The sequence below is a fragment of the Chryseobacterium sp. FH1 genome (assembly GCF_000735135.1).
Classification (GTDB): domain Bacteria; phylum Bacteroidota; class Bacteroidia; order Flavobacteriales; family Weeksellaceae; genus Epilithonimonas.
On record NZ_JPLZ01000006.1, the window covers coordinates 653,543 to 674,761 of the forward strand.

At 34.1% G+C, this 21,219-nt stretch carries 15 protein-coding genes and 1 pseudogene; 9 read left to right on the forward strand and 7 right to left on the reverse strand.

Going from position 1 to position 21,219, the window contains the following annotated elements; all coding sequences use genetic code 11:
- Positions 1-53 precede the first annotated feature (53 nt).
- Together IO90_RS09960 and IO90_RS09965 are read left to right on the forward strand one after the other, a co-directional pair.
- On the forward strand, positions 54-1,823 hold the full coding sequence (locus IO90_RS09960; protein WP_034966063.1) for a patatin-like phospholipase family protein: 1,770 nt from the start codon (positions 54-56) through the stop codon (positions 1,821-1,823).
- Between the two features lie 6 nt (positions 1,824-1,829).
- The gene (locus IO90_RS09965) at positions 1,830-2,816 is read left to right on the forward strand and encodes an SH3 domain-containing protein (protein ID WP_034966064.1); all 987 of its coding nucleotides are present in this window, start codon (positions 1,830-1,832) and stop codon (positions 2,814-2,816) included.
- An 82-nt stretch (positions 2,817-2,898) separates the two neighbouring features.
- On the opposite strand, the gene IO90_RS09970 is transcribed toward IO90_RS09965, so the two are convergent.
- Positions 2,899-5,772: a hypothetical protein gene (locus tag IO90_RS09970; protein ID WP_034966065.1), complete on the reverse strand. Its 2,874-nt coding sequence runs from the start codon at positions 5,770-5,772 to the stop codon at positions 2,899-2,901.
- An 813-nt stretch (positions 5,773-6,585) separates the two neighbouring features.
- Here IO90_RS09970 and IO90_RS19235 point away from each other — a divergent pair.
- The 7 genes and pseudogenes from IO90_RS19235 to IO90_RS10000 all read left to right on the forward strand — a co-directional run bounded on the left by IO90_RS19235 (position 6,586) and on the right by IO90_RS10000 (position 13,461).
- Positions 6,586-6,852 (forward strand): LytR/AlgR family response regulator transcription factor, encoded by a 267-nt coding sequence (locus IO90_RS19235; RefSeq protein ID WP_410492592.1) that lies wholly within the window; start codon positions 6,586-6,588, stop codon positions 6,850-6,852.
- A gap of 337 nt (positions 6,853-7,189) precedes the next feature.
- Positions 7,190-9,136 (forward strand): C39 family peptidase, encoded by a 1,947-nt coding sequence (locus IO90_RS09980; RefSeq protein WP_034966069.1) that lies wholly within the window; start codon positions 7,190-7,192, stop codon positions 9,134-9,136.
- Positions 9,137-9,203: 67 nt separating this feature from the next.
- Complete coding sequence (locus tag IO90_RS09985) at positions 9,204-9,773, forward strand: hypothetical protein (RefSeq protein WP_034966072.1); 570 nt, start codon at positions 9,204-9,206, stop codon at positions 9,771-9,773.
- A 142-nt stretch (positions 9,774-9,915) separates the two neighbouring features.
- A complete protein-coding gene (locus IO90_RS09990) occupies positions 9,916-10,398 on the forward strand; it encodes a hypothetical protein (RefSeq protein WP_034966075.1) in 483 nt (160 codons plus the stop codon).
- A 15-nt stretch (positions 10,399-10,413) separates the two neighbouring features.
- Positions 10,414-10,605 (forward strand): annotated as a pseudogene (locus IO90_RS19240) (T9SS type A sorting domain-containing protein); the annotation flags it as partial.
- Between the two features lie 1,071 nt (positions 10,606-11,676).
- Positions 11,677-12,120 carry a RadC family protein gene (locus IO90_RS09995; RefSeq protein ID WP_034966077.1) on the forward strand — a complete coding sequence of 148 codons (444 nt, stop codon included), beginning with the start codon at positions 11,677-11,679 and terminating at the stop codon, positions 12,118-12,120.
- Between the two features lie 60 nt (positions 12,121-12,180).
- Positions 12,181-13,461, forward strand: coding sequence for a DUF3945 domain-containing protein (locus IO90_RS10000; protein ID WP_051878499.1), 1,281 nt, complete (start codon positions 12,181-12,183; stop codon positions 13,459-13,461).
- Between the two features lie 291 nt (positions 13,462-13,752).
- Here IO90_RS10000 and IO90_RS10005 read toward each other — a convergent pair whose 3' ends face one another.
- From IO90_RS10005 to IO90_RS10030, 6 genes are all read right to left on the reverse strand, one after another.
- Positions 13,753-16,248, reverse strand: a complete 2,496-nt coding sequence (locus IO90_RS10005; protein ID WP_034966080.1) for a hypothetical protein — start codon at positions 16,246-16,248, stop codon at positions 13,753-13,755.
- Positions 16,249-16,287: 39 nt separating this feature from the next.
- Positions 16,288-16,827 (reverse strand): hypothetical protein, encoded by a 540-nt coding sequence (locus tag IO90_RS10010; protein ID WP_034966082.1) that lies wholly within the window; start codon positions 16,825-16,827, stop codon positions 16,288-16,290.
- A gap of 75 nt (positions 16,828-16,902) precedes the next feature.
- On the reverse strand, positions 16,903-17,730 hold the full coding sequence (locus tag IO90_RS10015; protein ID WP_034966083.1) for a GNAT family N-acetyltransferase: 828 nt from the start codon (positions 17,728-17,730) through the stop codon (positions 16,903-16,905).
- 25 nt (positions 17,731-17,755) lie between these two features.
- The gene (locus tag IO90_RS10020) at positions 17,756-18,463 is read right to left on the reverse strand and encodes an RloB family protein (protein WP_034966085.1); all 708 of its coding nucleotides are present in this window, start codon (positions 18,461-18,463) and stop codon (positions 17,756-17,758) included.
- Positions 18,442-19,779 carry an AAA family ATPase gene (locus tag IO90_RS10025; protein ID WP_228374676.1) on the reverse strand — a complete coding sequence of 446 codons (1,338 nt, stop codon included), beginning with the start codon at positions 19,777-19,779 and terminating at the stop codon, positions 18,442-18,444. Before IO90_RS10025 ends, IO90_RS10020 begins: the two co-directional genes overlap by 22 nt.
- A gap of 275 nt (positions 19,780-20,054) precedes the next feature.
- A complete protein-coding gene (locus IO90_RS10030) occupies positions 20,055-21,197 on the reverse strand; it encodes a hypothetical protein (RefSeq protein ID WP_131450855.1) in 1,143 nt (380 codons plus the stop codon).
- Between the last annotated feature and the right edge of the window lie 22 nt (positions 21,198-21,219).

A 21,219-nucleotide genomic window follows, 5' to 3' on the forward strand; every position in this document is an offset into this window, starting at 1 on the left:
AGGGCAATCCTACATCACAAATATACAATTTATTTTTAAATAAAAAATATTTAATGGATGCATTCGAAATTAATTATCAAGACGACAAGATCCATATCGGTCTTGTGCTTGCAGGCGCCGTGACAGCTGGTGCCTACACAGCTGGCGTGCTGGATTACTTGTTTAATACCCTGTTTCTTTGGGAGGAAAAACATAAGAGCCATCCTGCTAATATACCGAAACCCAATGTGATCATTGATATTTTTACAGGAGCATCTGCTGGAAGTATAGCCGCCGCAGTCTCTCTTATAGGGCTTGCGAAGAATTCTTTGAATGAGGTATCTGATCCATATTCTACGGATGCAAAGAAAAATATTCTGTTTGATACTTGGGTCAACTTTGGACTGAATGATGATGAGGACATATCTGAATATCTTCTTTCGTCCGATGATCTTGAGACAGGCAAACTTGAATCCCTTTTGAATGTGCGTTTTATGGATCAGCTCATTGATAAGATTGTCCTTAAATCTCAATCGATCGAAATCAATGTCCTACCTCAATTTATCAATCCCAATCTAGACGTTCTATTTACACTAAGCAATCTTAAGGGCATACCTATCGACCTATATTATGATTCAAACAAAAATAAAGTGGCCCATACAATGTCATATCATAAGGGATTTGCCTATTTTCAAAACAATAAAAACGATAATGATACCTCGAAACTTGATCTGGATTTAAATGACGACGACTCGATAAGATTCTTTTTAAAATGTGCCAGGGCAAGTGGTGCCTTTCCTTTGGGGTTGAAGAGTGTGTCATTTGAGAAGGTCCCGAAGGACTACATTATTGGGAACCTTAAACGGATATTTGGCAATGAGTTTAAATTTGTGCCCAGAATTGACCACTTTTATAATTTTTCAGCTGTTGACGGTGGCCTTACAAATAACGAGCCCATTGCGGAAGCGCTTAGAGTAATCGGAAAGGAATTCAATAAAAATTACAAATTGATCATGATCGATCCGTTTCCAAGCTATATCCTACCTACAGGAACGAAGGAAAAGATAGTTGACGAAGATCTGTTCACCACAATTCCAAAATTGGTGTCCACTTTGCGCCAGCAGGCCTCTTTTAAAGAAAACGACATCACGGACATGTTTGATGACAACACAGACAAGAATATGATCTGGCCGACAAGATACAATGAAAAGAATGAGCTTCTCCCTAATACCATTGCCTGCGGTTCTTTGTCTGGTTTTGCAGGTTTCATCAACAAGGATTTTCGTATTCATGACTACATGCTTGGCAGGAAGAACTGTCAGAGCTTCCTCAGATATTACTTCCATTTAGAGGAAGAACTACATCCATCAATGTCTGAATGGTCAGAGTCATTGAAAGATCAGTATGCTTTCATTGACAATATAACTAAAAAAATAATGATTCCCATAATACCTGACTTCAGGATAGAATCAAAGGCAATACAAGGCGACAATACCCGTTTTTACCCCTACATTAACGAATCAAATACCAATGGGCTCACTTTTCCGTCTATAAACTATCAGGAAAATTTGATACCGCTTGAAAAAGTTTTGAATAGAAGATTGAAGTCCATTGTAGACATCACTTACGATCATCTTCGCAAAAATGATGATAAGGCGACAATCCCTGTCATCAAAAGGCGAAATGAACTGGTATTCATCAAAAATTTTAAGGTAAGGGTTTGGAGATTCTTAGGATATACTTTTATGAAATCGGTTGGAAATCGTTTCATCGCCAGAACATTGAGCAATAAAATCACAAACATCATTATTGAAGAACTTTTTAAATATGAACTGTTAAAATAGAGGATAATGGAAACGAAGTACGGTTTTACAAAAATGGACTCAAAGGAATTTGCCAGCTATATAGATAAATTGAAAGTTGCACGTACGGTGATAGTTATACAGCAACATCATACCTACATTCCTTCATATATCCACTTTAAAGGAAATAACCATTTTGAATTGCAGAGAGGAATGAAGAATACCCATGTCAATCTTAATGGATGGGCCGACATCGGACAACATATCTCCATTTTTCCCGATGGATCTGTCGTTACAGGTAGAAGTTTTGAGAAGTCGCCTGCTTGTATACATGGTAATAATGCAAACGCTTTTTGCATCGAAAGCATCGGTAATTTTGACAAAGGGGGAAATGTTATGACGAAAGAACAAAAAGATGCGATTATCGCGGTGACAGCAAATCTATGCAAAAAATTCAATTTGATTCCTGATACCAACAGGATTGTCTATCATCATTGGTTCAATTTAGCGACAGGTGTCAGAAACAATGGTTCTGGAAACAACAAGTCTTGTCCAGGAACTAATTTTTTCGAAGGCAACAAGGTGGAAGACTGCAGAAAATATTTCATTCCATTAGTTTCTTCCCACCTGAAAAAATTGGTGACGACAAATGATGGCAATAAAATTCTAAAATATGTGAGCGTTAACTCTGATACACTTAATGTGAGGTCGGGACCTTCTTCTTCCAGTTCCATCGTGAAGGATCGTGATGCCGCTCTTTTTGGTGCTATCCTACGAATCTATGAAGAGAAAAACAAATGGTACAGAATATCGTCGTCTTCCCAACACTGGGTCTCATCGTTCTATACGAAAGAGGTTCAAAGATCACTTGTGAATGCTGATGTTCTTAATGTCCGTTTAGGACCTGGGACCAGTTTTCCAAAGATAAGCTCAATAAAGAGGGGAATCGAGGTCTTCATTTATAAACAGGAAAATGGATGGTCAAAGATCAGTATTGATGAAAAATGGGTGAAGGATTCTTATTTATCTAGTTAAATGCCAAATGATTATTTATGTGCCTTAAAAAATAACAACTACCAAATTTTCAATTGGTAGTTATTATTTATAATAGTTTATTTTATTTATCAACAGATCTGAAATTGACAAGAGGAATATCAATCTTAATACCGAGATGAAAAATGGTAGCATCAAAAACTCTATCATTGATTGGATTTCCATTGATGAAAGTTGTTTTGAGTGGTAGAAATTTAACACCAGCAGATACTACAAAAGGGCTATTTGTTATTCCTGCCAGAAGCGTTATACCTGGACTGAATATCTCAGAAAAATGAACCTCTTTACTGTAATCAGTATTTGAAACAAGATAATGATTTACAATATTTCCTAGATCAACCGCATCAAACGTGACACCTGTGTTTTTAAGAAACCATAGCTTTTTACTGGACGTAACTGCGACACCAATTGGAGCAGTGATACCTCCCACGACTCGATGAGAATATGATGAATTTTTACTTGGAATCATAAATCCACCAAATGCGCCCACGTAGGCATTCAGATCAACGGAGGATTTCATCTTTCTTTTCAATTTGTAAGAAGTTGAGGGGAGTGCATGCGAATCAATGACATTAGCTAATTCTTTATCATTTTTGACACTTAGTATAACACCGAAAAATGAAGTCAGTTTTATTAACTGTGACGCATATCTTTTGTTATATTTTTCAATAGGTGTCTCAAGCGAATGATCATCAATTTCTATGTTGTCAAAATTCTTCAATGAATTTTTAATTCTTTCTTGTGAATTTTTGATAATAGTATCATTATGCAGATAGAAGTAATGAAGCAACTGAAACATCTGAATTTCAGTTAAGCGTAAAGCACTTGAAAAACTTTTAAATGTCTTCTTATATTTTTCTTTGCCATTTTCAGCAATCATTTCGTCAATAAAGTCAAAATTGTCATTTTTTAAAGTGAGGAATTTAAATGCAGGTGCAATCTCTTCAATGTTTTTGATATGATAAAACTCCCCAGATCTGTTATAAATTTTAATGAGATTATTTTCACTTTCAACCTCCACAATTTCATTATCTCTCGACAAGGTTAACTTGTATGTTGAACCGGTTGACGTTTCTTTTAATACGACATTGTTGTTTAATTTTATCTTATTGACTGTGATGGAATTCGAAGGCTTTTTCTCATCGATCAGATCAAATGTCTTTTTAATTGCTGATGAAAAATTCTTCGACTGAAGATCACCGTACAATGAAATTAAATCTTTTAAGTATTTCTTCAATTCAGTATGTTGTTTATTTTGGCTCGTATGATTGTCCAGCTGATTGATGATCTGATCTATTAATTGCCATGTAGTGTAAAAATTTTGTTCCGAAATATTTTCGTTGTTGGTATCAGTAGAAGAACGGTAATCATTTTTGATCTTATCGAATTGTGCCAATGAGATCAAAATATTGCTAATCCATTTTGTGGTCTCTGGTCTTCCTTTAATCAGGTCTTTTGTAGCACTTATGAATTCTTTATCATTGAGTAGTTTATCTTTATACTTTAAAGATATTAATTCAAATAAGATTTTCCATTGGTCGTCTGTCAAGCTTTGTAATTCTTCGAAGGATAGAAGGCGGTGATGAGGATTCCCCTCAGCTGTTGTATCAATGGCGAAGAGTTCATTTGTAATGATATACAGCCTCGTCATATTATTATTGATAATTGAGTCAATGTTGGAGCTTTCTTTCATAGGATTGATATAGAAGTATCGGATAATATCTTTGTAATTGTACCGCTCCGTCATTACTCTGTTAAGGTCATACCCAAAGCTAATTCCAGATTTTAGATTTTTAATGTTGTTTGTATCAACTATATTTTTCACCCAGGTACTTGATACAATATTTTTTGGCATTTCAACAAAATCCTTTGCTATGGCAAACCGCCATTCTGCACTAAAATTTGGCACTTTGTAATCTTCAAGCCTGCTGATCAGTTTTATCGTCTCAGGGAAAGCATCATAGATCAAAGGATTGCTCAAGCGTGAACGAACTTGGTCCATAAACCATATGGCTGTTTCCTGTTTAGCCCGATCAGCCAAGACTGTTGCGACTGCGATGATGAACTCGGACTCACTAGGTATGTTCAGTCCTGACGAGCTATCTTTTTGTGCGGATTGAACAATTGAATTGATGTTGATAATGTTTTTAGCACCTTCTTTAGACGGCTGAAAATCAGATTTTTGATTAATAATTCGATTGTAGCGAGGATACAGAATGAAATATTGTTTTCTTAAATGATCTATTTCATTAATGTATTGTTTTTCTTTCTCCAAATATTGGTGTTCAAGCCTTTTAATACTTGTCTGGTATTCCACGATTTCATTTTTGATATTTAGTAGTTGGGCATTATACTCTGCTACTTTCTCTATGCTGTTAGCAATAGAGTCTGTTGGTGACATTTTTTTGTCGTTCTCTAACCTGATCTCATCATTAACCCGACTATTCATATCTTTTTTCAGTTTCTCAATCTCACTTTTATAAAGTATTAATTCTTCACCAATTTTTTGAATGCTTTCATAACCAGATATTAGAGTTTTTTGCAACTTTATATTTTTATAATAATCTGTTTGTTTATAAATATTAACAGGTAATGTCTCTATTTGTTCTTTAAAATTTTTGTAATGGGGTGATTTTTCGAGATAATCATGTAAAAAATATTTTACCTTACTGCTATCATTGCCAGTCTGGATAAAATTTTGAACTTTTTGTTCGCCAATTTGTGAGAATAGGTGAGAATAGACAATCTCTTGTTGTTCAGGAGTTAAATTGTCTGCTGAGATAAACCTGCTGAGATAGTAAAGATTGTAAATTGGTATTTCGTCTAGTTTCTTTGTGTTGTCAGTAATTTGAACTGTGAACTTTGGTGCTGTTTGCGAAAGTAGTTTGATGTTCAAAAAGCACAGGATTGCGATCAATAAATAAATTTTTGATTTCATAGTGTAGTTTTTTTTGGTTAGTACTAAGTTAATAAATTATTGATTATCAAATACATAAGTTATATTAAATTTACTTTAATCAAATTGTTTAATAACAACAGTTAATTCAAAGGGAGCTTATTTTAATTTAGTTCTTTGTTACTTTTAGACTTATGCAAAGGGTGTTAAAATCATTATGAATAATATATATCAATAATATCAGATGCTACAGTACTGTATAAATGACAGTAGGTCAAATGGTAATTTCTTTATGATATTTCATTACTGCATAGCTAAAGATTATATATGATCTATAATTTCAATTTTGTAAAAGTACCACTCATAGCAGACTACCAAACCACTCTCGTTATTTATTGACACTATAATAAGCAGATCATATTTCAACTTCTGTAATTCTATTGAGGCTACCTGATTTTCTATAGCAAATATATTCCGTGGTCACTACGGAAAAAAATCTTTTTGGGTATCCGGAATCGGAGATCCTGGAGCCTCCACAAAAATATTTCAAGTTTACATCAATCTGCTTTCTTATTGTTTTCAAGGTATTGATTGCAGTTTTCCTTGTGCCTGCCTGAATGGTAATCCGCATAGAAAAAGTCAGAAGCCTCACAAGATGCAAATGCAGTTCATTGAAATTTTGATCCTTGTTATTTGATTGGTATAAATCATCTTATCAGATGTTAGTATAAAATAACTCAATAGACATTGGTATAAGTCAATTGATCAGAATCTTTATAATCCACTTCTTCATATGATATTGTCAATCAATTTATAAGATTCTTTAATAAGTCATTTGTAAAATGTGATTATAGCATAAAACTAGAAGAAGAAAAAATCAATTACATAGAATCCGAAGGTAACTATGTGCTTTTCTACACAGATGAGAAAATCTATAAAATACGTTCCACAATAAAAAATATATTAAGTGAACTTTCCGAATCGGATTTCATTCAAACACACAGAGCTTATATTATTAATAAGAGTAAGATAGAAATATTTAGTAGTAAGAGTCTTATTATTAGAAATGTCAATATTCCTATCTCAGAAAATTATTTGGATAAGGTAAAGTTGTTTCTCTAATTCATCACTGAAAAAACAAAAATAAAGCGTTTCGATATTGATATTAGAACGCTTTATTTTTTAACATATTCTATCTATAATCAATTACGCTTCATTTTCTATCCCAAAATTTACCATTATATCCCAGAAATTTCAAAATCTAAAATTAATTATCAACATTTACACTATAAAAAATAAAACAGTGATAATAAGAAAGATATATTGTTCAAAAATATTTTTTAATAAATTCTTATGTGGTAATTAATTTCAAATCATAGCAAATATACTATCACAAACATTTATATAATCATTATTCTGAGTTTTTATCAATATTTGAAGTAATTACAATTAAATTTTTATGGATACAAAAACTAATGAAACTAACACTAAAAACGATTTATTCAACACATTAAAAATTAGCAAGGGCGGATATATAAATATTCCTTCCAATGATGCGTATAAGTTTAGTGATGGACCATTTACAGTAATGGGATATATAACACCTAAAAAATTAATTACGGGAAATACCGAATTGACTTTAGGAACTATTTTTTCTTCAAAACCCGCTCCTGGCGGATTGAGTAATGGTGGATGGCAACTCTTGTTAGAGAAAGTTAATGAAGAATATTACCTGTGTTTTAAAGTTGATGATGGTTTTGGTTATCATTTATTAAGAGCACCATTAAATAATCTCTATGATAATAAAATTAGAGTCTTTAATCCTGATAATATCTTAGAGAAAACTCTATCGCAGACTTTGTTTATGGAATATACTCATTTTGTAGCAGCTGTAAATGGAGGCAATGGAGATTTAAGTATTTATGTGGACGGTTATTTATTAGCCACGGCAACTCCAGTTAATAAAGGAAAAAAAAGTATGGACGCTAATAGTTTTCAATTAAAGACCATCTACAAAGAAGCTAAAAAAGATACTCCTACACATTTTTTTACACTAAAAAAAGATGAGAGCTCCTTTATTGTTGGTTATGGAAATTGGGATAGCGATGATTTCACTCAACTAGGTGAAAGCTTTCAGTTAGAAAATAATTTCAAGGAAATTACAATTCCCGATAAGGATCAAAGCGATTGCGGAATCTCTGCAATAAGGGTACAAAAAATAAAAAATGTTACACCCGCAAAGGGGATGATTCCTTCAGATGAGATAGTATTCTCTGTAATCCCATTAACAACAGATTCTTCAACAAGAATTCAGCAGAAAGGAAATATAATTGAAGGTAAGGTTCTCTCACAATTTTTAGCTAGTGGTTCGGACGTTGGTTCTGTAAATAATAAATTAGGACTAAGGATAGGGAGTACTGAACAATATCTTGAAACAGATCTATTTGAAGGATTTGTGAAACATATATCTTTATGGAAAAAAGCTTTGAGCCAACAAGAAATCATAAAATTTATGGATCATGAAATGATAGAGTCTGACGATCTTGATTGTATTGGATTTTGGAAACTAGAATCAGACTTTAATGATTCTTCGCATTATAAGAACCACGGAACAAAAATTGGCAATACAGAATTCGTTAGTTTACCTCATATATTGCCGGTTTATATGGAGGAGCAGATCGAGACACAATGGTGCTGGTCAGCTACAGGTTTAGCAATAGTAGAATTTTATGATCCTTTGTCCAATTTAACCCAAAAAAACATTGTAGATGATCAAGCGGCCAAAAACCCTGATAATTTTAGACAAAATATTAATAGTGGATGGCATGTATCCCATTTCCTAGATGAAAAAACAAAACACATAAGAAATAGATATTTTAGAGATACAAACACATTATTCAATTCACTTAACTCTCTTGAAGACTTAGAAAAAAAGAAAATAGAATTACAAAATAAAATTGCCGAATTACAAAATGAAGAGAAAAATGCTCGTGAAAATATTGTAATAAGAGAAAACGAAAAAAAAATAGAAGAATTACAAAATGAAGAGAAAAATGTAATTCAAAATATTGAAATAGAAAAAGAAAAAAAAATTGCCACGGAATTTCAGGATGGGAATGGAAAAGAAATCGTGTCATTTGATTTTATTAAAAATGAAATTAACAATATCAATCCGCTAATTGCAAACGTATTTTGGTCAGATAAAAATAAAGAAGGCAAATATTGTTTTAACGGTGGTCATTCTATGTGCATAACGGGTATAAAAAATGACAATATACTAATAATTAATGACCCTTGGAATGGTGTAATGGAAATTGATTTTAAGATATTTTTAAAGAGCTATAATGGCAATGGTTATTTAACAGACGTATTTACAACGTGTACAAATAACAGTATTAACAATTAAGTCTTCGTATCGCTTAATACACTTATTTAATCGATTTAGATAATAAAAAAACAAAAAAAATAGAATCATGCCAATAAAAATAAATAATGCACCCGCTGAAAGTTTTGACATACTAAAAAGCAAAGCTCAATCCCATCATCATGAACTTATTACTCATGATACTAATGGCAACCAAAATCATTATATACCCCACAAAGTATATGACCTTAACATTTTCAATCTTGCAGAAGGTGGCGAATTATCTAATACTCAACAATCAGCTTGGCGCTACATAATACAAGATGAAAATGGTCACAACCATGTAGTCGAAATAGGAATAAATGAAGTATTGGATGAGCACAATTTACATTTCATAAACACAGGAAACCATGTAAATAATTTTTTAAAAATATACGAAAACATTAGCGAACATGAGTATGTAAAATATAAAGATTATGAGATAAATCTCGTACGAAGTAATCAAATTTATCTACTTGCAATATGGTTAAGAGGAGTAAACCATGATCATGAGTTCTTCATTCCGATTCCTCCTGTCAATAATAGATTTGAAGCAAATAAAACATATTCCTATGGAAAATTCTCAAATCTTTTGAAGAAGATTTCTCGTGAATATGTCAAGAATAATATGAGGCGTTGAAAAGACATTAACTTTTTATCCACATAAACTTGCTTAGATAATAGGTATATAATCATAAAAATTAGGGAATAAATAAAACACAGCAAATGGTGTTCAAGCTTGTGGTTCAAACAATGTTACCAGTGCAAATTCCTTTGCGCGCTTGTACAATCTTACTTCATTAGGCTATAGTAGTTTTGCAGTTACTAAGGTAAGCTTTGCGGTTCAAGGGTTTCAACTTGGAACCGCAACTACTTTCCCAGTTAACGTAGAAGTTTACTCAAGCACAGGAGGAGCTGTTACCAATAATCTTACTTTAAGAGGCACTGCTACAGTTAATATAACTGCTTCTATGGTAGGTAAAGTTGTAGAGGTTCCTCTGGTTGCCCCAGTATCTGTCTCATCACCAGAGATGTTGATTGTGGTTTCCGTACCTGATGGTCAACCGACTTCAACAGGCTTTTACCTTGGAGGCAACTCGAATGGCCAAACAGCAACGGGCTACATAAAAGCGAGTGCTTGTGGAGCAAACGATTATATGACTTTTGCAGCTATAGGAAATGCAAATGCTCATATTGTTTTGTTCCCAACAGGAAACGCAACTTTAGGTGTGGAAAATTTGGATTCTGTTAACAAATCTATTTAATTCTATCCCAACCCTGTAAAATCTGGTCTTAATTTCTCTGAGGAAGTTTCCAATATCAAAATAACAGATTTAACTGGTAGAACAATAAAACAAATCCCAGCTTCTGCAAAATCTGTAAATGTTGCAACATTAAAAAGTGGAAATTATATCGTAACAGCAACTACAAAAGATGGTAATACGGTAACTAAAAAATTAGTGAAAGAATAAATTTATTGGGTTTAAACTGAGTTAATTTTTCAACCTTTCAGATTAACATCTGAAAGGTTTTTTTATTTATTTCTTCTTATATTCTTTAATTTCCTATTCAAACCTGATAACTGTAAATTCCAGCGATATTGACTACCGAATTCCAATTCAAAGTGGCCAGATAATTTCGATCTAAATTGCTCACCATCAATATTGATTAAAACTCTTGTTTTTCATTCATTAAAAATTATTCGTTTTTTATGATTGGAAAAAAGTGGTTAATCCCTTGAGTAGTAATCGAAATTTTTAAATATTTAGACAATGATTATTGATCTAGCTTAGCCTAAGCTAAATATTTAAAAATTATCTAATTCAAAAATATATTTCATATCAATTTTACAATAATATGAGAATTGTTCAACTCTGATTTAAAATTCCAATTTTGGAATATGAACATACATCGAAGATATGCCGCATCATTCTCTATATTTACGAGAGTTATCATAAGCAGATCATATTCCATTGTCCTAATCCCATATGAGGCTACCTGATTTTCTATAGCAAATATATTCCGTGGTCACTGCCTAAAAAAATCTTTTTGGGTATCCGGGATCATAGATCCCAGAACCTCCGCAAAAAGATTTCAGGCTTCATCAATGTTCTCTCTTATTGCTTTCAAGGAATTGATTGCAGTTTTCCTTGTGCCTGCCTGAATGGTGATCTGCATAGAAAAAGTCAGAAACCTCACAAGATGCAAATGCAGTTCATTGAAATTTTGATCCTTGTTATTTGATTGGTATAAATCATCTTATCAGATGTTGGTATAAAATAACTCAATAGACATTGGTATAAGTCAATTGATCAGAATCTTTTACAGATCGATTTACCAGATTCTTATGTAAACCACTTCGTCAGAAGTTATTAAAAATCAATTTGTCAAACGCGATTATAAATCAATCCATCAGATGATACGCTCAAATAAAGAATAGAAAAAGGTCAAAGTTTCCTTCAATCTGCAATTACAGAATCTACAGGTTTTTAAAATGCAAGTGCGGGAAAAACAGGTCTCCGCCGTACTCGGAGCAGGAAATTATGAAATTCAATATTGTCAACGAAATTAAATTGAGCTACTCAAGAAAGGGAAATTGTGAGAGGTCTATATCGTCGTCATTGGATGCGGTGGATGTTTTCAGGGAACATTTTGATTCGGAAGAAATGGACTATAGGGAATCATTCTTTGCGCTGTATCTGAATCAGGCGAACAAGGTTTTGGGTATTAAGAAAATATCGGAATGCGGAATTTCTTCAACATTGGTAGACGTGAGAATTATTATGCAGGCGGCTCTTCTTTGCAATGCTTCGGGGATCATTGTTGCCCACAATCATCCTTCGGGAAATTTGAAACCTTCTGGTTGTGATATTAAAATGACTGCACAGATCAAAGAGGCTGCGAAAATCCTGAGTCTATCGTTGCTGGATCATGTGATATTGACTTCGGATTCGAATTTTTCATTTGCTGCTGAAGGAATAATCTGAGTAGTAAAATGATAAGCAATCAAAAATAATTAGGATTAAATAATATCTAAAATAATCATCATGAACAAAATAGAAAATCATACAGCAATTTCAGAGGTCAGCACTTTATTGGTACTTCGTCACAGTAGCAATTCCATCGGAATTGTACAGGGCATCGAACACAACGGAAATCTCATAGACGTGCAGCCTGACCGTAATAAGGTAGACACAATAATGCGGATCGATTCGGCGGAGAATTCTTTTACGGACTTCTATTCAGATTTTTATCATCAGCTGAAAGATCCCTCTGAATATTCATTTTTTAAAGTGAGGGAATTCGAGGCGCACGATACAGCTATAGATTTACAGGAGTACATTGATTGTTTATCGGAGGTTGAGAGACAAGATCTGAAAGCGGTTGAAGTTTCTATTGAGGCGGTAGAGTCCATCAGAAATAGGAAAACCGCTGACAGGGATTCTTCTGTTGTTAAGAATGGTTGTAACAACGGTTCATCTATGATTAGTAATCGTTCGCAATACCGCTATCAGATCGAAGATGTTCCGTGGAACACGATGGCTGAAATGGGTCTTGACAGGGAAAAATTGGAAGAGATTGGGGCGTTGGATGCTCTGTTGAAAGGCTATAAAACACCGATGCTGATCCCGATACTTTTTAATGATGGGGAAGTGGTAAGTCAGATTGATGCACGCTTACAGTTGAGGATTGACGATGATGGAGAATTGATTGTTAAAGTGCATCGGGTTTGTAAGAAAGTGGATTTCAGAAAGAAGTTTAAGGGTCATAAGTTTACAAAAGAGGATAGGGTCAATCTTTTAAGTTCAGGGAATATGGGAAGAGTGGTGGATCTTATTGATACTGTGACAGGCGAGATAACTCCATCATTGATAAGTTTGGACAGGCTGACCAATGAGCTGATCTCTTTGAGGAAAGAGTTTGTAAGGATTCCTGATTTGCTTTGCGATGTGAGGTTAGATTCGGAACAGAAACAAATGCTTCGTGATGGAAAACCTTTGTTTATAGAAAATATGGTGTCGAAGAAAGGAAAGCTTTTTTCTGCGACGGTGCAGTTTAGTGCTGATAGGCAATGGGTGGAGTTTATGTTTGAGAGTAAATTTAGAAGTTCTGGTTTTAGAGAAGTGAATCATTCTGAAAGGGAAGTTCCTTCACATTTCAGAGGGATAAAGCTTCGTAGATGGCAGATGGATAAGCTGAAGGCAGGGGATGTGGCTTATATTACGGGATTGGAGAGCAAAAAAGGGAAGAACTATCAAGGTTATATTAGCTATGATAAGTCGATAGGCAAGATTGTGTTTTCATTTAAGAATCCAAAGAAAAAATAGGAAGTGCTTACGATGTTTTGAGACTCAAGAGGAAGGAAATAAGTAACTTTGAACATAATTTTTTATTAACCTGCAAGGTCTATTGACTTTGCAGGTTACTTTGTTCGAGTTTTAAAAGAAATGGCTGAATGAAAATCTGGCGGCAAAAATGCAATTCCTTCCTGTGGTCGGAAACGCATTTTTGCGGAAAATGGAGCAACCCCATTTCTAAAACATTGCCGGGTGGGGCTTTCCTATGTTTTTGAAAAAAGGTTGCGGAAATTTAGAATTGAGGACTATAGCAATTGAATTTTAACTGTTTTCATTCTTCCTCATATATTTATTCTCAAAAAGTTCAGGAGAGATCCTGAAAGCAAGAGAGCTGTATGGATAGTGTTTTTGATCGACATTGATTGCAATAACCAACGTGCCTTTCATACCTTCCATTTCGTCACAATATAAAATATCACTGATCATTTCATTCCTCTCATTTTTCAGACTGTCTGTATAACAATACACAGCAATCGTGAACTGGCGCTTTTTTTCTGCGGTCTTCAGTAAGATCCAGTTATGCTTTTTCTCAGTCTTTCCGGTCAGGATTGCATTTGTCAATTGATCCTTCATTTTTGCAAGGACTATTTGATCTTCATATTTGACATTATGAAGCAGGTAGGAAATCGTAAGCCAGTTTTCCGGCTTTTTGCTTTCCAGTCTATTCAAGATATCTTTCCACCATGGGCTTCTACGGAGGAAAGGTTTAGTCACTTTTTCTTTATTAGCCGTTCCTATAATGTAATGGTCAAGTTCTTTAGATTTAAGGTCCATTTTAAAAAGTCCGTACTTTTCCTGATCCTCACCTAGATTAAAACCTTCATCCAGGTACCATGCCAGCAGATCCAATTCATCACCTATATACTCAATGTTTGATTCCAATTCCCTACGACGTTGCAGGTAATGTAGTTTTTCCGCGGTATTTGGAAGAAGGTCAAAAACCACTTCCAGATCTGTAAGACTTATGGAGGTGGCAAGATTCTCGATTTTTTTATTGGTGACACCTGCTCTTATCAATTGTTTAAGATTGGTGCTTGTCATTCCAAGGTGCGATAACGTAACACCTAATGGAATAAAATAGCATAGTTCGGTAGAATTAAAATTATTGTTGGGGCCTTTTTTGACTTTTAGTGATAGGTCTCCCTTGTTTTCAGTCAGAAATTCAATGAAACGAATTGCCTGTTCTGAGGGTTCTTCAATCAGTTCTTTCAAGGTTTTGAACAGGCGATCAGGTGCTCCCCGTTTTGCAGGAGGACTGACCATACCTGCTTTTGCTTCAATAACCAATGCGAACTGATCGATAATCACTAACAGGTCATTCTCATATATTTTTCCATCTTTTGCTTTCCATTTGCTGCCAGCAAAAATTTTTGCTGTTGGAAAAGCTTTTCTGAAAAGTGATGAGATTTCCTCCTCAAGGTAACCTGCCCTTGCAATGTTATATTTCTCCCTCAGTTTTACATCGGCCGCGCATAAACCTTCAAGCAGACCGATGCTGAAATGCGTTAGTACAGTATACATTGTACTGAATACGGTATCATTTTCGGTAATCTGTATAAAAGGTTTTTCTTGTACGGGATTTCCAAGCAGAAAATGGTCTGTGTTATGTTTTTCAAGATCACCAAATTCAAAGCTTACCATTTTAAAAATTTGTTTTAACTTTTCTCCTGAAATGATACTCTGGGTATATGATTCCAGTGTTTTATAGTCAAAAGAGAATATATCTTCTAGATAAAAATCAGAATGCAGCAAAAACAGGGATTTCAGTTTATTGAGATTCTTGCCGCAATTTTCCCAGAACATTTTTTGCTTTTCTTTAGGCATTTTTTGAACAGGAAATAGCGATTCATAGGAATCAATAACTGTACTGTAGCTTGCTTGTGTTAAGAATTGTCGGGTCTTAAGACCGTGTTGATTTATTTTGATTTCCACTTCCTGAGTCATGCGATAGAGCAGTTCCAAGAAAATGACAGGATCAAATCCATGATGTTCCATAAAGGCATCACTGACCTTCCTTGCAAGATCCAATGTAACCTTTTTCATATTATGGTCATAGGACCAGTTTCTAACAGCGGTCGTCTGCATGATCATTTCTGTCCTTATCAAGTGGATGGGCATATCATCAATTGTCAGAACTGAATCCGGAAATTGCAGTTGTTTAGACCTATACAGATCACCGATTTCCCTAAGACTATTCTTGAAATCCTGAACCTCTTGAGAAAAAGGATCTGCTTTGTAAGATCTTGGAAGAGTCAGTGAAAAAGCCTGCAATAATTCCTGGTAAAATGGTTGAAAGTCAATCTTTCCTGTTATGGCTTCTTCATCGTAGCCAGCGGGAGCTGTCAAAAAATAGTAAAAAGAAAATGCAAGGATCTTTGGCTGGTCGTATTTTCTGAACCATTCTTGGATACTTTTGTATTTATCAGGAAATTGTTCTGCAGCTTTTCTTCCTATCCCTTTGAGCATTTCCAGCCGCTCTTTAAATGTGTGAGGTAGCCCATCCTCAATCGAAGATTCAAAATATTTCATTTTGATGGGAGCCGGTGCGATATTACCAGTAAACTTATGTTTGTCTGACAATAACAAAGCTTTTTGATTGGGTTGTACTTTTTGAGATTCCCTTTTACTTTTTTTCTTTTGTCGTGACATTTGGTTTGCGGTATTAAAATAAAATTGAACTAAAGAACCCAGTTCTCTGCATTTCCCATCATCTGTACCTGTTTTTTTTCTTCTCCAAAAATTCTTTCTTCTCCTCATTTTTCTTATAAATTTCAGCAGAGATTCTCTTAATCTCTTTCACTCAGTTCCTTTTTTGATGGTAAAAGGATGAAAAATATTAATGAATCCTGAAATTGTGATAAAGAAAATAATAGTTTGTGCCCATATATTATTAGCTATAAAGTTGATCAGGGAATTTTCTTTGGCAATATTGAAAATGTAGAAAAGATATGAGAGAAAAAATGCCAGAGCGAATACGAAAATGGTGTATTTTCTCTCAAATAGAGCGATCTTGAATTTGTAAAGTCTGTCGTTGATCGGATGTTTGTTCATTAAAAATCTTAATACAAAGAATTTGAATGAGTTGACCTGAACTTCGTCATAAACGCCCTGATGTAAGAATTTGGTTATCGTGTTAGTGTCTTTATCCACTAGCATTGGCCAGTTGATCAGAATGAATTTTTTACGACCTGTGTTTCTGAAATCGAGTGATGTTTTCCACCAAATACCATCGATCAGCGTTTCAGATGAATTATTATACCGTCCCCAATCCTTCCAGAATTTATTATTTTCATTGTGTTTAGTCCTGATTCGGTATTTTCCGACACTAATCTTCACGGGCTTTGTATTTAAGATATTTATCAAATATACCTAATTAATCATCCAGATTGATCTGTACATTTTAGTTTAGAATCATTTGTTTTTGTATCTAACAACATATTCGCCATACAATTTATAACCTGCTTTTTTAAAAGATCTATTCGAGTATGGATTATAGCCATCGGTCATCAGGGAGCACTTTGTGCTCCCTGTGCCGAGAAGTCCTTTTGAAATTTCGTAGACCATAGACGCACCAATGTTCTTCCCGCGCATATTTTTGTCAACATAAATAAATCCAATTAGGGGAAAATCAAAATCAGAAAAATTAACCTGAGCTATGGCTACAAGTTTACCATTGATGCTCCACTGATAAAGGTCATTGTTTTGGATTCCGCTCCAAGCGACGTGAATACCTTCTTTATCAATATTATTTTCTTCATAAAATTCACTATTGAAATTATCAATGTACTCAGCTAAAAGTTGTATCTCATTGATATCAGCCATTTCCAGTTTGCCTTCAGCAGCAACAAAGTCAGGATCTATTGATTCTATATTATAATAACAGCGGTATTTAGTTTCTTCATAGGAAACATCGAACTTCTTAAAAAGATAATCTGTAGTATTTTTAGAACCGCTAAAAATGAAGCGTTTAAAATTTTCAAAACCGATTTCCTTCGCAAAGAAATCAAACAGCGCAACATTGTGGTTCAACGAATATGAGATAAACTCATCATCTTTCCAAAGACAAAATAAATAATCATCATGGTCTTTGATGTATAAGAATCTTTCAAAAGGAATTTTATTATGTGCAACTTCTCTGATTGAATTTTCCAAGTGATAGTAATAAAACGGATTATAGTCTTTTAATTTCTCAGTTAAATCAAAGTATTCCCGAAATGTTCTAAAATTATAAACTTCCATGATGTATTTTTTTATTGTCTTGAAATTATGCGTTGTAGCTATACCAAGCTATCAAATCTCGCAGATGTTCTACCAATAAATGAACGTAAGTACAAGGATTGGCATCAATAGGACTTTTATTTCCGTGGTGGATCAACAATCTTTTAGCTCGTTTAATTGCAACTTTTTCATTGCCTATATCTATCACTGCATCGATAATATTGCTTTTACCGTGTTTATAGACAAAGTCATTGTAATGCTCCGAACTTTTAATCAGCTCTTCGAGTAATCTGTAAATTTCATCTCTAGGTAATTCGACATCCGGATCAACATCCGATAAGTGGAGGAGTAGCCACAACTCAAAAACCTCGTTGCTGAAAGCAATATTCATCTTTTCGCTTTCTGCTAATGCCCAAGCCTCATTAAAGCTAGCAAGTGTCTTTACATTTTTTCCTTCATCATCCCTGTCAAAAACGATCCAGACTTCATCTAAAGATTTTTTGATTTCCTCTGAAAGTTCGTCTCTTTCACTGATTGCTCTTGCTACAATTCCCTTGGGTTTCAGACCCGTTCCAATTTCTTTCAGATATACGGTGTCGGCAGGAAATTCTTTTTTGATCTGACGGAAATAGTAGGGTTCGGTATTCTCATCTTCACAAACAATGAGGATGAATTTTTTATAAATTTTGTGGCGTATTGGACGGCTGTCTTGTTCAACTGCCTTTTTTCTGTTTATTTTTCCTCCTCTAGCCATTTCTTAGTTTTTATGGTTTGCAGAAATTCTCCTAAGGCCGGAATAGCACCATATCTCCCTTCAAAGTACCGTTTTTCCTTATCCGTATCAGGTCTTTCCTTTTCGGATCTGAATTCTCCATCTTTTTCTTCAAAATAAACAAAGTCAGATAAGGAGTATAGTTCAGTACTTTCCCATTTATTCTTTTGAGCAAAACATATCTGGTCTCTTCTCAGTGTCGAGTAGCTCAAAAGGTTGGTGTCGTGGGTTGCAAAGATCAATTGGGCATTGTTTGGGTTATTCTCTTTATTTAAGAAAAGTTCTATGGTCTTTAAAGTCATGATGGGATGCATTGCGGCTTCAATTTCATCAATGATCAATACATTGCCATTGATCAATGCCCATAAGATGGGACCACTCATCTTAAATGCCTTCTGTGTTCCTGCGGACTCGCGCTCATAAAAATCCCAATGGTAGGTGTCTCCAGAAAATTCTCCCTTTTTGTTGTAAATTTTATGTACAGCATTAACCTGATAATCTTTAAATTCACCTTTTAGATATTTGAAAAAGGTTCTCCTATCACCTTGTCTGTGGCCGATATCGTCATTATCCCGTTCAGTAATCTGTATGTCGAATAGGCTGACACCAATATTGGTCAGGTAATCCCTAATTTTCTGCTCATATTCAGCGGAATTGTAAAGACTTACGGTATTTAGATTCAGGTCATCTTCAGTGGTCAGTCCGTCCAGCATCGTAAAACCGGCAAACCATTGCATAATCATCTTTGCTTCTTCAATATTGAGGATGTCACAGGTAGACAAAAAGAGAGCATTGTCTCTTGTTGCTTCTATTGCAGCATTGATAAGTGATTTGGAGCCTCTGAAACCGGAGCTGACGTCGATAACGTCGAATTCTCTTTCAAAAACGATAACCTCTCTTCCTACACTTTTCCGAAAAAGCCACTCATTGACAATATGGGTTTCATTGAAATCCACACCGTAGCGATATCTTTCCTCATTAATGATAAAAGATATTTCAAACTGGGTCGGTTTTTGTGCAGAGCCCTCCTTAAGCAAGAAAGGGTCGTAAGGTAACTTGGTCGTTGAATTTGAGCGTGCTGACCTATTGACAAGCTTATCCAGAAGACTCATTGCTTTTAGCAGGTTAGACTTCCCTCCTCCATTAGGACCATATAAAGACAAAGCATTTAGGGCCTGATGTTTACCTTCGTGGAGAATGTTTTCCACGTGTTCTCTCTGATTGGTTGCGGGAACAAGACTAATTATCTGTTCTTCACCAATTGATCTGTAGTTGGTGACTTTAAATTCTAGCAACATAATGTTTTATGTAATATTTCTACAAAAATACTAAAGTTCGTTGATATTTAATGTGTCAAATAATAAATATTTATCTTTTTTGATATAATAATTATCATTTGATGCTTGAGAAATAAACTGATGATAGAATTTATAGTTACGAAGATTTGAAGTTACAAGTTGTAAATTATTTATTGTTGATGAAAAAGCAGTTGATTTAAATTTAGTAAAATCTATATTATTTTACAGTTCAACAGCAGGTCTTGTTGGAAATTTAATAAAGCTGTACATTTCTGTTACTTCTCTTTAGTCTTATAAAATTTTTCATACTCTTCAAATACATCAATAATTTTAACGATTGCGGCGAAATTGACGTAGTTCTTCCATTTTAAATTAAAGTCCTTGAAATTTCCATGAATTATCTGGTTTCTATCATCTTTATATTTTCTGACAAGAAAATTGAGCATCACAGGTAAATTTATTTTGATTTCTGTATCGTCATCTTTCATCAGATCATTTGTGTCATTTTTCAAGTTTTCAACCAAATTATGGATTTCAGATTCTGTAATAGCACCAGGTGAAAATTTTGATAATCTCTTTTTAATTCTTCTCTGTGCAGACATGTGCATCTTGTGTTTTGTACGTAGGTAATTAAGTGAATCATCGTTAACATCCTTATACTTTACTAACGCCTCTGAGAATTTAATAGGAAAATCAACGGTCCAGTTACCTTTCGTTATTAAACTTTCTAAGGAAGTATATTTATTATAAATATATTCATGAATATCTCTATCATTTAAATCAGGATTCTGATATTGGTATATTCTAGATGACAAAAGCCTCACCAGACTTTCGCAAGCCGTAATCAAAAGAATATTACTTGTAATAAAACTATTGTTTTCTGATGATTCTATGGCCACCTTAAGGACCGATAAAATTTCTTCAAATTCCTTATTGCATTGCATTATGGGAATTATTCTATCTTTTACTTCGCTAATTTTGGAGGGAAGAAACTTATCCAGAATACTAATATCTTTTATGTTAAGATAGATATCTAAATAATCACTGACATTTCCGTCTGTCAACCATGAAATATCAAGCAGTAAATTTGATTCAGGAGATAATCTCGCAATATCAAAGATCATAGTTCCGACCTTTATCTGCATCATCGTGACATTAAAAAACTCTGACAACTCTTTTGAAGAAATTTTACCATCTTGAAATTTTGACTGCAGACCACAAAAAATCTCAACTTGTTCAGTTTGTAGATCATAGTTTATGTCTAATATTATATGCTTTAACTCTTCAATAGAAATTTCACTCTTTTTTTCAATCCAAGACTTATTTTTGTCAAACCTTAAATTCTTATATTTTTCGAGAGTTGCATTCGCTAATTTTTTTAAGTCCTTCAATTGAGTAATTCTTTCTTGTTGTGTCATTCTATTCTTTTTTTTAGCTCCT